The sequence below is a fragment of the Nocardia sp. NPDC056611 genome, assembly GCF_042792755.1.
Taxonomy (GTDB): domain Bacteria; phylum Actinomycetota; class Actinomycetes; order Mycobacteriales; family Mycobacteriaceae; genus Nocardia.
Genome location: NZ_JBHTVV010000004.1, coordinates 564,818 through 578,117 on the forward strand (window position 1 = coordinate 564,818; position 13,300 = coordinate 578,117).

The following is a 13,300-nucleotide window of genomic DNA, read 5'->3' on the forward strand; positions in this document are numbered from 1 at the left end:
TCCTATCCCGAAACGACCGGGACGGGAACGGCGTCGATGAGGGCGCGGGTGTACTCGTGCCGCGGATCGTTGAAGACCTGTTCGGCCGCACCATATTCGACGATCTGACCGCGGTACATGACGGCAATGTCGTGGGCAAGATTGCGTACTACCGACAGGTCATGGGAGACGAAAAGGTACGACAGCCCGCGTTCGGCCTGCAAGTCGCGCAGCAGATTCAGCACTCCGGCCTGGATCGACACGTCCAGCGAGGACACCGGCTCGTCGAGGACCAGGATCTCCGGATCCAAGGCGAGCGCCCGCGCGATATTGATGCGCTGCTTCTGGCCGCCGGAGAAGTCGGCCGGATACCGGTCAGCATGCTCGGGACGAAGGCCCACGAGCTCCAGCAATTCCTTGACCCGGCGTTGGATTTCGTCCTTCGGGCGGCCGTTGATGCGCAGCGGCTCGCCGAGCGCATCGGAGATCGGAAGACGCGGGTCGAGCGACGAGGCGGGATCCTGGAACACGATCTGCATCTTGCGCCGGATTTCCCGCCGCCGGGCCTTGGTGAGGGTGGTGACATCACTGCCCAATACCTCGATGCTGCCGCTTTCCGGCGCGACGAGGTCCATGATCTGGGTCAGCGTCGTCGATTTCCCGGAACCGGATTCCCCGACCAGCGCCAGCGTGCGGCCCGACTTGATCTCGAAGCTGACGCCGTCGACCGCCTTCACCTCGCCGGTCCGGCGTTTGAAGACCACTCCGGAGGTGAGCGGGAAGGTCTTCCGCAGGTCCGAAACCCGCAGCACCACACGCTCATCGGTGGGTATCGGCGTTTCGGTGGGCGGCACCTCGCGGCGGTAGGCCGCGAAAAGGTCCGCGGTCCCGACTTCGGCGACGCGGATGCAGGCGGCCCGATGCCCGGGCTCGGTGTCCCGCAGGGGAGGTTCCGCCGCTCGGCAGTCCTCCACCGCGACCGGGCAGCGTGGTGCGAACGGGCAGCCCGGAGGCAGTGCGTGCATGGCCGGCGGTGCGCCGACGATGGGCACCAGCGGCATTCGCGCCGGACCGTCCAGTCGCGGAATGGAACCCAGCAGGCCCACCGTGTACGGCATCCGCGGTGCGTTGAAAAGGTCTGCGGTGCGGGCGGTTTCGATGATCCGGCCCGCGTACATGACCGCCACCCGATCGGCCAGCGTGGCCGCGATCCCCATGTCGTGGGTGATGAAGACGACGCCCGCGCCGGTGATGTCACGGGCCTTGCGCAGCAGGTTCAGGATTTGCTTCTGCACGGTGACGTCGAGCGCGGTGGTCGGCTCGTCGCAGATGATGAGCTCGGGATCGTTGGCGATGGCGATGGCGATCACCACGCGCTGGCGCATACCGCCGGAGAACTCGTGTGGGAACGCCTTGGCGCGCAGAGCGGCATCCGGAATGCCGACCAGATCCAGTAGTGCCACCGCCTTGTCGGCGGCTTCCCGCTTGCTCATCGTGCCGTGCGCCAGTAGTGCTTCGGCGATCTGGTCGCCGACGCGGTATACCGGTGTCAAGGCCGAGAGCGGGTCCTGGAAGACCATGGAGATCTTGCTGCCGCGCAGCGTGGACAGCTGCCGGTCACCCATGCCGAGCAGTTCCTGGCCTCGGAGGCGGATGGATCCCTGCACCCGGGCCTGATCGGGGAGCAGCCCCATGATCGCCAGCGAGGACACCGATTTTCCGGAACCGGATTCACCGACGATGGCCAGGACCTCACCGTCCTGCACGGTGTAGTTCACACCGCGCACCGCCTCGACGCGGCCCTCTTCGCTCGGGAAGCTCACCCGCAGATCGGACACCTCGAGCAGCGGCGCGGTCGTGGGGCGGATTCCATTGTCGGACATGGTCGTGTTGTCGGTCATGCCGCGGCCTTTCCGGCGGGAGCCGCCGCCCGGTCCTTGCGGCGTGAGCGCGCACGCTGAGAGCTGGGGTCGAAAGCGTCGCGCAACCCGTCGCCGACCAGGTTCGTGCACAACACGGTCAGGATCAGGAACCCACCCGCGAACAGGAACAGCCACGGGTAGGTGAGCGCCGACTTGGTGCCCGAGGCGATCAGTGTGCCCAGTGAGACATCCGGCGGCTGGACACCGAATCCCAGGTAACTCAGACCGGTTTCGCCCATGATCGCCGCGCCCACCGCGAGCGCGGTGTCGATGATCAGGAACGACGCGACGTTCGGAATGATGTGGGTGGTGATGACGGTCCAGGTCGACGCGCCCATATAACGTGCGGCCCTGACGAATTCACGCTCACGCAGGCTCAAGGTGAGTCCGCGCACGATGCGGGCGCTGATCATCCAGCCGAAGCCACCGAGCAACAGGATGAGCAGCACGATGCTGCCGCTGCCCTTCGCCCGCGGCGCGAACAACGCGACGATGATGAAACTGGGGATGACCAGCAGCAGGTCCACCAGCCACATGATCGCCAGATCGGTCCAGCCGCCGAGCAATCCGGCCACCGATCCGGTGAACGCCGCGATCAGGGCGGCCATGAAAGCCACCGCGAAGCCGATGAGCAAGGACTTCTGCAGGCCGCGCAGGGTTTGCGCGAGGACGTCCTGACCGATCTGGTTGGTGCCGAAGGGATGCCGGGAGCTGGGCGGCTTGAGCAGCGCCGTGTAGTCGAGCTGCTGGTAGTCGTACTTCAGGAAGGGCGGCAATGCGAAGGCGAGCACCACCATGAGGATCAGGATCGCCAGTCCGATGACGGCCGGCTTGTTGCGCAGGAAGCGCCGTACGACCAGCTTGCGCCGGCCCGCGGCCATCGGCTCGGGAGCGCCTTGGACGATGAGTTCGGTTTCGGACATCACGCACGCACCCTGGGGTCGAGAATGGCTGTGACGATGTCGGACAACAATCCCGACAACAGGATCACCAGCGCGACGAATCCGGTGACCGTCACCACGGGGTACAGGTCCTGGGCGTTGATCGAGTCGACCAGCCATTCACCGACGCCGTGCCAGCCGAAGATCTTCTCGACGAAGGCCGCGCCGGTGATGAGCCCGCCGAAGCTGTACGCGAACAGCGTCGCCATCGGGATGAGCGCGGTGCGCAGGCCGTGTTTGTACAGCGCCCGGGAACGGGTGAGGCCTTTCGCGCGTGCCGTCCGGATGAAGTCGTTCTGGAGGACGTCGAGCATGGCGGCGCGCTGATAGCGGCTGTATCCGGCAGCGGCGGTGAGGATCAGGGCCGCCGTGGGAACGATCATGTGCTGTAGGCGGTCCACGAACTGATTCCAGGTGCCGTGCACCGCGTTCGCCGATGTCTCGCCGGTGTAGTAGAAGATCTGCTGCCCCGTGGCCGTATTGATGCCGTACGCACCGTATTTCAGCAATGTCGCGAGCAGGAACACCGGCGTGCTGATGATCAACAGCGAAATCACCGTGGTCAGGTAGTCGCTGAACTTGTACTGCCGGATCGCCCCGGCCGCGCCGATCAGCACACCGAGAATCGTGCCGATGATCGAGCCGACCAGGACCAGCCGGAGGCTGACCCCGATGCGGCGCGGCAGTTCCTGGTTCACCGGCTGCCCCGCCAGCGTCTTGCCGAAGTCTCCGTGCGTGACGATCCCGCCGACCCACTCCGCGTAGCGCTGCGGGATCGGCATGTCCAGCTTCAGCTCTTCGCGCTTGGCGTCGATCACCGACTGCGGCGGCCGCGGGTTGCGATGTTCGAGACTGTCGAGCGGGCGAAACGTGAGGGACGCGAGCCCGAAGGCCAGGAACGACGCCAGTACCAACAGCACGACATAGTTCAGCGCACGTCGCAGCAGAAAACCGGCCATCATTCCCTTTCGGGGTCGAGTTCTGCACCAGATCATAGGGAGTGGAGTGGGGAAACGCGGGGTACGGACCGGGGACGCCCCGGCAATCCGTGTGTTACCCGGCGCGGGAGGGTGGTGCCGGAAAGGTCTCGTTTGTACGGCAGCGTCCGTAATCCACGGGCGCACGGGTCGCGGCTCGAGGCAGGATGGAGTAGGTGACGCTCTTTCACCTGCCCAAACCCAAGATGGTCGCCTCCGACGTGGACGGCACGCTCATCGACCACCGTGAGCAGGTGAGCGCCCGGACCAAGGCCGCTGTCGACGCCCTGATCGCGGACGGCGTGCCGTTCGTGCTGGCGACCGGACGGCCGCCGCGCTGGATCGATCCGGTGGTCGAGGGGCTGGGGTACGCGCCGCTGTGTGTGTGCGGCAACGGTGCGGTCATCTACGACAGCGCCTCGGACCGGGTGCTCGACAGCCGGACCCTCGATGTCGAAACCCTCACCTGGCTCGCCGATCTGGCCGAGGGCCTGCTCCCCGGTTGTGGCCTGGCCGCCGAACGAGTCGGCGCCACCGCGCACGACGCAGCCACTCCGCAGTTCGTCAGCTCCCCCGAATACGAGCACGCCTGGCTCAACCCCGATGACACTCAGGTCTCTCGCGCCGAGGTTATCGCCTCCCCCGCCATCAAGATGCTGATCCGGCTGCCCGGAACCTCCAGCGCCATCATGCGCAGCACCCTGGAACCGCACCTGGAGGGTCGCGCGGATCTCACCTATTCGACCGACAACGGCTTGATCGAATTGTCCGCGCCGGGCGTCACCAAGGCGACGGGTCTGGCGGCGGTGGCGCAGCGGCTGGGCGTGCAGCATTCCTCGCTGATCGCCTTCGGTGACATGCCGAACGATGTGCCGATGCTGCTCATGGCGGGTCACGGCGTCGCCATGGCGAACGCCCACCCGGAGGCCATCGCCGCCGCCGACGAGGTGGCTCCCTCGAATGTCGACGACGGCGTGGCCCGCACCCTGGAACGCTGGTGGTCCTGACCTAGTTGGGCGCCACCGCGGGAATGGGTTTGATGGGATCCTGGACCGCGCCGTAGTTCTTCAGCACGGTGGTGACTATTCCGGTCATCCGGTCGAAAATCAGTGCGCCGTTCTGGAAGTCGGTGCGGACGCCGTTCGAGACCGGATATTCATTCGAGGTCGGCAGGCCGAGAATACCTGTGTCCGCGCCCATTTGCAGGAATCGTTCCAGGATCTTCCCGATCACCGAAACGATCCGTCCTGCGGAATTGGCGTACACGAATCCATTCGTGAATTGCCCGTACTGCCCGCCGTCCGCCAGGGCCACCGGCTCCGCTTTCGGTTGTCCCAGTGGGCCTTCCGCGCCACCCTGCTCGTTCCAGTAGCGGGCGACGGCACTGCGGTCGAGCATGCCGAGGATGCGCTGTGTGAGGTCGGCGAGGGCGGCCAGGTCCGCTTCGCTGGAGCTGGGCGAAGGCGGCTCCGGGGCGGCCTGGACCTGCGGGTTCGCGCCCGCGTTCTGGCCGGGCCGGTTCCGGTTCGGGCTGGTCGGTTCGACGGCGCCGGCGCCGCCCGCGGCATCGGCGGCGATCTGCCGGATCTTGTCCATCAGGGCGTAGGCGGCATCACCGGGGCAGGTGGTGTTGCCGACGTCGCGGTGGGCGAAGATGTTCGGCAGCTTCACCGCCTGTCCGAGCGCGTATTTCGTGTAGTCGCTGCCCTCGGAGTACATGGTGGTGGAGCCCTGCGGGTCGAAGCCCGCCAGCTTGGCCCGCCAGCCGATGAACTTGCCGAGCGCCTGGATGGAGACGTCGGTCGGATCGTCCTCCTCGTAGTCGCCCATCAGCGCGACACCCGCGGTATCGATATTGAAGCCGCCCGCGTGCGCGCCCTCGACCGGGCGGTCCAGGCCGCCGTAGCGTCCTTCGAAGATCTGCCCGTACTTGTCGACGAGGGCGTTGTACCCGATGTCGCACCAGCCCAGCGTTTTCGCGTGATACGAGTAGATGGCGCGCACGATGCCCGCGGACTCGGCCTTGGTGTAGTCATTGCGGCCGGCGGTGTGGTGCACGGTGATCGCGGAGACGCCGTCGTCGTAGGTGGGTTCCTCGCAGCGCAGCGACTCGTCCGCGCCCCACTGCGCCCGGGCGATCACCTTCGGCCCGCCGCCGGGCAGCGGCGCGGCGACCGAGGTGAGGTTCTCGTCGATGCTGCCGCGGCCCGGATCGATCAGCACCGCGGCCAGTTTCTCCAGGTTGATCTGCGCGGGATCGGCTTTGCTGTCGTCCAGCGGAGTGGGTTCGGCGGGCGTGGAGACGGCTTTCGCCTTCGGCGTCACCAGCATCTGCACGGTCTTGGTGTTGCCCACGTAGATGGGCTCGGTGCCTTTGCGCTTACCCGGCTGGGACTTGTCGCTGCCGGATTCGGATTCGGCGTCGTACCACGGTCCCCAGGTGCCGTCGGGGCGCTGGGCGCGAATCTTGGTGGTGGCGTTCAGAACGTCGGTCGCGGTGAGCGCGACCATGCTGAACGGGGTGTCGCGGGTGATTTCCTTGACCTGCGCGCCGACCTTGTCGACCAGGTCGGTGGGGACCGCGCCGGGGGAGAGGGCGGGGGCGCGCAGATCGCCGGTGAGACCGGGGACCGGGTGTGCCCCCGGGGCCGCCGGGATCTCCGGCCCCGGTTCGGCGATGAATCCGGGTGCGCCCGCGGGGGCAGCCGGTTTCGCGGAGCCGGGGACCACCGGTGTGGCGTTGGGGAGGGAGCCCGGCACGGTGGGCCGGACGGCGTGCGGCGCCGGAATCGGAGCGGGCCCGACGGGCTGCGGCTGGGAATTATTGAGCCTGGGCAGCGGGATCTCGGTCGGCAGGGGCACGCCGGGGATCAGGTTCTCGGGGATCTGAATCGAGCTGGGCAGCGGCAACATCCGCAGATCGGACAGTCGGAGGTCGGGCAGGTCCAGCCCGGTCAGCTCGCGCAGCGGCAGCACGATGTCAGGCACCGAGGACAGGGCGACTTCGGCCATTTGTGCTGGTATAGCTGCCAAATTGCTTTCATCCGCGTTCCGGACATCCCGGGTGTCACTCAGTGCGAGGACACCGACGGGCACGATCAGCGCGAGGGCGGTGACAACCGGGAGCGTGTAGGCATGTTTCGGTCTGCGATACGGCACAAGCATCTCCCATTCAGGTAAATCGGTCTAACCGCGCCCCCGAGCACAAGCTTGCTACTTGGCGCATCAACGATCACACTAGTCTCTACTGTCACATTCCCTGAACGTATGGTTGAGGCTTAGCTTTGGGTAACTCGAATGTAGCTTCAGCCCTCGAAAGAACGGGTATGACATGCCGAACGGGTACCTAGCCGAGCGCCGTAGACGGCGCGGTCTGCTCACCCTGTCCCTCGCAGTCGCAGCCACCACCGGCGGCACCGCCGTCCTCGTGTGGGCCTGGCCCGGGAACGCCCTCCACCTGACGGTCGGCGCCGGTCACGGCCGCGGTCTGAGCCAGCACGGTGCATTCGAGAAGGCCGCGGAAGGCTGGACCGCCGACCGCATTCTCGCGAACTACTACTCCGGAGCCGACCTCGCCGACATCGGCGCGACCTCCGTCCGAGTACGCCTCATGGAGCAGGACGACAAAACCCTCGACGTCGTCTCCGACTCCGTCTTCTACGTCGCCGGCCGCCGTGTCATCCCCGGCCAGGCCGCCCACCTCACCCCCACCGCCTCCGGCGCGGACGTCACCATCACCCAGGACTGCGACGGAAACACGTTGTGGGAGGGCTCGACCGACGATCCGTGGGCCTACCCCGTCACCGAAGGCACCGCCCGCCCCGCCGAGGAACAACTGGAAATCTGCGGCGGCAACGCCTTCCGCGGCGTCCTCGGCGTAGCCCTGGACGGCGACGCCTTCCGCACCGTCAACGAGGTGGACCTCGACGACTACCTCAAGGGCGTGGTCCCCGCCGAAATGATCCCCGGCTGGGCCGACCAAGGCGGCGCCGAAGCCCTCAAAGCCCAAGCCATCGCCGCCCGCTCCTACGCCCTGGCCGAAGACCGCTACACCTACGCCCAAACCTGCGACACCACCGACTGCCAGATGTACCTCGGCACCGACAAAGAGGACCCCCGCACCACCGAGGCCGTCGACTCCACCTCCGGCCGAGTCCTGGTCCGCGACAACCACATCCTCCGCGCCGAATACTCCGCCGCCCCCGACGGCGGCCCCCTGACCCCCGCCTCGGCCATGGAGATCGGCCCCGCCCTCACCGACTTCCCGGCAGTCCAACCCCAGGGCCTCCTCCCCAGCCTCCTTACCCCGCAATCCCCCCAAACTGGAACCACCCCAACGGAACTCGATCCGGAAACCGGCGCGGCCCCGGAAGCCACCGCCCCCGGCGCCGCCACCCCGGCCCTCACGGATCCGTCCCACACCCCGCAAACCCTCCCCGGTGCCGAAAACCCCGCAACCCCCGGCGATGTCACGCCGGACACCCCGGCTCGCCCCAGCCCGGGCAACCGGACCCGAGGCGCCCTCCCCAACCCCGGCAGCGCCGACCCGAACTCCCTGCACTCCGACACCCGCGGGGTCCCCGATCGAACACCCCCGCAGCCACTGGCGGTCCCCACCGTCACCCCGGCTCCCCGAACCGTAACCACCCCAGCTCAACCCACCCCCACCCGTCCGGCCTACACCCCGGCGCAGCCGACCACTCCGAGCGCAACCCCCTACCCGGCCGAGTAGCCCACATACAAGTAACCCATGCACAGGGCGGCACCTTCGAACAGAGGGTGCCGCCCTGGTGTGTGTTTCAGTCCAGGGAAAGGTCGCCGAGGGATTCGGAGAACTTGCGGAGGAGGGGGATCAAGGCCTCTCGGTCGGCGGGGGTGAGGTCTGCCAGGAGGCGTTGTTCGTTGTCCATGTGCAGGGGGAGGACGTTGTCGACGAGGGTGCGGCCGGTGTCGGTGAGGCGGACTCGGATGGCGCGGCGGTCGGCGGGGTCGGGGACGCGTTCGACCAAGTCCTTGGCGACCAGGCGGTCGATGCGGTTGGTGATGGCGCCGGAGGTGCGCATGGCGGCCTTGTTGAGGGCGCCCGCGGTGAGGCCGGATTCGTTGCCGGAGCGGCGGAGGGTGGCGAGGACGTCGAACTCCCAGAACTCCAGGCCCTGCGTGCGGAAGAACTCGGTGAGTTCGCGCTCGATGATGTGGGCCAGGCGGGAGATGCGGCCGAAGATCTCCATGGGGGAGCTGTCGACGTCGGGGCGCTGCTGACGCCAGGCGGCGGTGATCTGGTCGACTGCGTCGGGCATGTGACCTGCTCCTTTCGGTCCCGAAATAATCTCAACGTTGAGATACTTGACGCTGAGGTATCTGGGATGTTGTTATCTCAACGTTGAGATTATCAATGAGGAGCTATCGATGACCACCACACGCGCTGGAGCCGCAGGACTCGCGGGAACCCTCGCCGTAACCGCCCTCGCCCCGCTGGTCTTCGGATCGACGTACGCGATCACCACCACGTTCCTGCCGCCGGACCGGCCCATGTTCACCGCGCTCATGCGCGCGCTGCCCGCCGGACTGCTGCTGCTGGCCATCACCCGCAAGCTGCCGCACGGGCAGTGGATCGGCCGCGCGGCCGTGCTCGGCGCGCTGAACATCGGCATCTTCATGCCGCTGCTGTTCCTGGCCGCCTACCGCCTGCCGGGCGGCGTCGCCGCCGTACTCGGCGCGGCCGCACCGCTTTTCGCGCTGGGCATCGCGACCGTGGCGCTCAACGAGCGGCTCACCGTCCGCAAGGTACTGGCGGGCGTGATCGGACTCTTCGGTGTCGCCCTCGTAGTCCTCAGGGCCACAGCGGTTCTCGACACCGTCGGCGTGATCGCCGGTCTGCTGGGCGCGGCCTCCATGGCGGGCGGCACCGTGATGACCAAGCGTTGGGGACGCCCCGAAGGCGTCAGCCCGCTCGCCATGACCGGCTGGCAGCTGACCGCCGGTGGCCTCATGCTGCTGCCGCTGGCCGCGATCATCGAGGGCGCGCCGCCCGCGCTGGACGCCCGCAATATCGGCGGCTACCTCTACCTCGGACTGATCGGCACCGCCGCCGCCTACGCGCTGTGGTTCCGCGGCATCGCCAAGGCCCCCGCCACCTCGGTCTCGTTCCTCGGCCTGCTCAGCCCGCTGTCGGCGGCCGTCATCGGCTGGGCCGCGCTCGGCCAGGCACTGGCCCCGCTGCAGATCCTGGGCATGGCGATCGCGCTGGGCGGCACCCTGCTCGGCCAGACCGGCGCCGCGCCCAAGGCACCCGAACCCGTCACCGACACGCCCGCGCCGGCCCGCACCGCGGCCTGATCCGAAACCCTTGCGAAGGAGCGAAACATCATGCAGATCACAGTGTTCGGAGCCAGCGGAGACACCGGGAGCCGGGTCGTGGCCGAGGCGCTGAGCCGGGGCCACCGGGTGCGCGCCGTCGCCCGCCAGGAGGACCGGCTGCGGCACCTGCCCGAACAGGTCGAGGTATGGACCGGCAACGCCGCCGATCCGGCCGAGGTCGAGAAGGCCAGTGCCGGGAGCGACGTCGTGGTCAGCGCGACCCGCCCGGCGCCCGGCCGCGAGCACGAGCTGGCCGAGGTCGCCACGGCCCTGCTGGAAGGACTGTCGGACAGCGGAATCCGGCTGCTGGTGGTCGGCGGCGCGGGCACCCTGACCGTCGCGGGTACCGGCAAGACGCTCAGCGAGCAGCCCGATTTCCCGGCCGAGCTAGGACCCATCGCGGAGGGCGGTCGCCGCCAGCTCGAGGTGTTCCGCACCAGCGCGCACCCGGTGAACTGGGCCTACGTCAGCCCGCCCGCGCTGTTCGAGCCGGGCGAGCGGACCGCGGTCTTCCGCCTCGGCCGCGACGAGATGATCGCCGACCAGCAGGGCAATTCCGCGATCTCCATGGAGGACATGGCCATCGCGCTGCTCGACGAGATCGAGAATCCCCGCCACCACCGCGTCCGATTCACCGTCGGCTACTGAAAGCCGCTACCGCACAACGAAAACACCGCGGGGCGTGACCGATGATCCGGTCACGCCCCGCGGTGTTCGCCGATTACCCGGCTCGAAGTGCTTACGCCACGCGGAAACCCGCGCCCGCTCCGCCGTGGCGGTCGATGTCGGCCAGCACCGTGGTGATGTTGGTGGCCAGCTCCGGCTCGTGGATCAGGTTGCCGCCACCGGTGCACAGCGGCAGTTCGATGGTGATCGGCCCGGCCCGGAAGTCGGTGCCCGCCACCACCATGCCGACCAGTTGGTCGCCGCGCAGGACGGGCGCGCCCGAGTCACCGTGGTTGGCACACACCTGGCTACGGAAGTAGGTGGACTTGGTCTCCCACACCGGACCACAGGTGAAACCGGTGGTGCGGCCGTTCTTGCAGACGTTCTCGCCGATCTGCGGCGGCGCGCCGACCGAGTTGATGACCGACTGCGCGACCTGACGGGTCGGAATCACCCGGTCGGCGTTGAAGACGATGATGGCCCAGTCCATCTCCTCGTCCTTCTCGGCGATGACGCCGATACCGCCGGAGCGGGTGTACTCGGCCGCGATGCGCGCGCCGACCTCACCGCAGTGGCCCGCGGTCAGTCCGACCAGCTGGTTCTTGTTGTCGTAGCCCATCGCGGTGATGGTGCACTCGCTGACCGAGGTGGCGTCCTGGAGGTCTTCGACGTAGACGCCGGAGCCACCGCCGAGCGTCACCACCGGGGCGGCGTCCGCGGAGCCGGCGAACAGGAGGGTGGAGCTCACCGCAGTGACGGCCGCGGCCGCCCAGTGCAGAACTCGGGCGCGGCCCGCAGACTTCATCAGGTTTTCCCCATCCCACGAAAAACGATTCCAGCGCGCCGAATTCGGGAGTCCGGGGGCGCGCGCGTGGAGCATGTCACGCCCGCAAGTGATTGGCAAGTCCCCACTTCCGGAGCTATTCGGAAAAGCTATGCCCGGCAGCCGGTTCCGGCGGAAACTGACTTGGTCGTGTCGGTGGCCCGTGATAGAAATCCGGCAGTGGTGATCGCACCACCGAGAGCAGTAGCGGCCCATGCGCAGCGGCCGCTGCGAAATTGGGGAGAATTCGAATGGCTTTCTCGGGCAAGCTCGCCTTGACCATGTTCGTTTCCGCGGCCGCCGTGCTGGTGACGTCGCTGGGGGCCGGTACCGCCAATGCCGAGCGGGGACCGGATGGATCGCTCTACGGCACGCTCGCGCTGAGCACCGACGGCGGCACCTTCTACGGCGCCGCGTGGAACTACCCGAGCTGGGGCGCTTCCGACGCGGCCGCGCTGAACAAGTGCGCCCACCGCGGCTGCAAGGTGATGGTGCAGTTCGCCAACGGCTGCGGCGCCATCGCCGAGAGCGCCGACCACTCCTACTACTACGGCGGTTCGGGCCGCAACCGTGCCGAGGCCGAGCGCGACGCCATGGACCGGCTCACCAACTGGATGCCGTCCCCGCCGGCCATGTTCGGCAGCTCGGCCCCGCCGAAGCAGTCCGTGCACGTGCGCTACAGCGAGTGCACCGCCGGCGCGTAAGCCCCTCGAGCAAGCCCCGACCGGCGCATACTGGTCGGGGCTTGACCTTGACGCTGCGTCAACTTGCATCCTGAATTCGTCGAGGAGAACGAGAGGATACGAAAGGCCGGAACGTGGCAACCGAATGGTCCATCCAGCAATTGGCCGCAGTCGCCCGAACCACCAGCCGCACCCTGCGGCATTACGGTGAGCTCGGGTTATTGCCGCCGAGCCGGATCGGGTCGAACGGTTACCGCTATTACGACCAGGAATCCCTCGTCCGGTTGCAGCGCATCCTTTTACTCCGCGAGCTCGGTCTCGGCCTGCCGGCCATCGCCGAAGTGCTCGCCGGGCAAAAGGACACCGCCGCCGCCCTGCGCACCCATCTGGAATTGCTGAAAAACGAGCAGGACCGGATCGCGCGCCAGATCGCCTCGGTGCAAACAACATTGCGCAAGACGGAAGCAGGTGAAGAACTGATGGCAGACGAGGTATTCGACGGATTCGACCACGCCCAGTACAAGGACGAGGTCATCGAACGCTGGGGCAAGAACGCCTGGGACAGCGGCAACAAGTGGTGGAACGCCATGAGCGAGGCGGAGCAGAAGGCTCACCTCCAGACCCACCTCGATATCGCCGCCGACTACGGCCGCGCCCACGCCGCGGGCCTCCCGGCGGACAGCGACGAGGCGCAGGCGATCGTGCAGCGCCACTACGACTGGCTCGGTGCCTCCCCGACCGGCGGTCCCGTGACCGCCCAGTACTTCAACGGTCTCGGCGACATGTACGTCGCCGACCCGCGCTTCGCGAAGAACTACGACAAGCACGGCGACGGCACCGCCGCGTACGTCCGTGACGCGATGCGGGTGTACTCCGCCGCCCGGCTGTAGTCCTCGGGCAGTGAGCTCCGGCCGCGGCGAGTGGGCCGAGAAGTGAACAGCCGCCCGGT

General features: G+C 67.8%; 12 protein-coding genes. 6 read left to right on the top strand and 6 right to left on the bottom strand.

Annotated features, from left to right (window positions below):
• Nucleotides 1-2 precede the first annotated feature (2 nt).
• Genes ACFRAQ_RS23990 through ACFRAQ_RS24000 form a run of 3 tightly spaced genes read right to left on the bottom strand, consistent with a single transcriptional unit; the run spans nt 3 to nt 3,801 of the window.
• Nucleotides 3-1,880, bottom strand: coding sequence for an ABC transporter ATP-binding protein (locus tag ACFRAQ_RS23990; RefSeq protein WP_379103162.1), 1,878 nt, complete (start codon nt 1,878-1,880; stop codon nt 3-5).
• Nucleotides 1,877-2,824: an ABC transporter permease gene (locus ACFRAQ_RS23995; protein WP_357275096.1), complete on the bottom strand. Its 948-nt coding sequence runs from the start codon at nt 2,822-2,824 to the stop codon at nt 1,877-1,879. The genes ACFRAQ_RS23990 and ACFRAQ_RS23995 overlap by 4 nt, the downstream gene beginning before the upstream one ends.
• Nucleotides 2,824-3,801, bottom strand: coding sequence for an ABC transporter permease (locus ACFRAQ_RS24000; protein WP_357275098.1), 978 nt, complete (start codon nt 3,799-3,801; stop codon nt 2,824-2,826). The genes ACFRAQ_RS23995 and ACFRAQ_RS24000 overlap by 1 nt, the downstream gene beginning before the upstream one ends.
• Nucleotides 3,802-4,025: 224 nt before the next feature.
• Between ACFRAQ_RS24000 and ACFRAQ_RS24005 the strand changes: the two genes are divergently transcribed.
• Nucleotides 4,026-4,826, top strand: coding sequence for an HAD family hydrolase (locus tag ACFRAQ_RS24005; protein WP_379103767.1), 801 nt, complete (start codon nt 4,026-4,028; stop codon nt 4,824-4,826).
• A gap of 1 nt (nt 4,827) precedes the next feature.
• Here ACFRAQ_RS24005 and ACFRAQ_RS24010 read toward each other — a convergent pair whose 3' ends face one another.
• A complete protein-coding gene (locus tag ACFRAQ_RS24010; protein WP_379103165.1) occupies nt 4,828-6,831 on the bottom strand; it encodes an N-acetylmuramoyl-L-alanine amidase in 2,004 nt (667 codons plus the stop codon).
• A 319-nt stretch (nt 6,832-7,150) separates the two neighbouring features.
• On the opposite strand from ACFRAQ_RS24010, the gene ACFRAQ_RS24015 reads away from it, so the two are divergent.
• Entirely contained in the window at nt 7,151-8,551 is a 1,401-nt protein-coding gene (locus ACFRAQ_RS24015) for a SpoIID/LytB domain-containing protein (protein ID WP_379103167.1), read from the top strand.
• A gap of 67 nt (nt 8,552-8,618) precedes the next feature.
• On the opposite strand, the gene ACFRAQ_RS24020 is transcribed toward ACFRAQ_RS24015, so the two are convergent.
• Nucleotides 8,619-9,119 (bottom strand): MarR family winged helix-turn-helix transcriptional regulator, encoded by a 501-nt coding sequence (locus ACFRAQ_RS24020; protein WP_379103169.1) that lies wholly within the window; start codon nt 9,117-9,119, stop codon nt 8,619-8,621.
• Between the two features lie 109 nt (nt 9,120-9,228).
• On the opposite strand from ACFRAQ_RS24020, the gene ACFRAQ_RS24025 reads away from it, so the two are divergent.
• Both ACFRAQ_RS24025 and ACFRAQ_RS24030 read left to right on the top strand, forming a co-directional pair.
• A complete protein-coding gene (locus tag ACFRAQ_RS24025; protein ID WP_379103171.1) occupies nt 9,229-10,158 on the top strand; it encodes an EamA family transporter in 930 nt (309 codons plus the stop codon).
• A 30-nt stretch (nt 10,159-10,188) separates the two neighbouring features.
• A complete protein-coding gene (locus ACFRAQ_RS24030; RefSeq protein ID WP_379103173.1) occupies nt 10,189-10,827 on the top strand; it encodes an NAD(P)-dependent oxidoreductase in 639 nt (212 codons plus the stop codon).
• A 91-nt stretch (nt 10,828-10,918) separates the two neighbouring features.
• On the opposite strand, the gene ACFRAQ_RS24035 is transcribed toward ACFRAQ_RS24030, so the two are convergent.
• Nucleotides 10,919-11,650: a S1 family peptidase gene (locus tag ACFRAQ_RS24035; protein ID WP_357088207.1), complete on the bottom strand. Its 732-nt coding sequence runs from the start codon at nt 11,648-11,650 to the stop codon at nt 10,919-10,921.
• Nucleotides 11,651-11,919: 269 nt separating this feature from the next.
• Here ACFRAQ_RS24035 and ACFRAQ_RS24040 point away from each other — a divergent pair, with 269 nt between their 5' ends.
• Both ACFRAQ_RS24040 and ACFRAQ_RS24045 read left to right on the top strand, forming a co-directional pair.
• Entirely contained in the window at nt 11,920-12,372 is a 453-nt protein-coding gene (locus ACFRAQ_RS24040) for a DUF4189 domain-containing protein (protein ID WP_379103176.1), read from the top strand.
• 113 nt (nt 12,373-12,485) lie between these two features.
• Entirely contained in the window at nt 12,486-13,241 is a 756-nt protein-coding gene (locus ACFRAQ_RS24045; protein WP_379103178.1) for a MerR family transcriptional regulator, read from the top strand.
• The last annotated feature ends 59 nt before the right edge of the window (nt 13,242-13,300 follow it).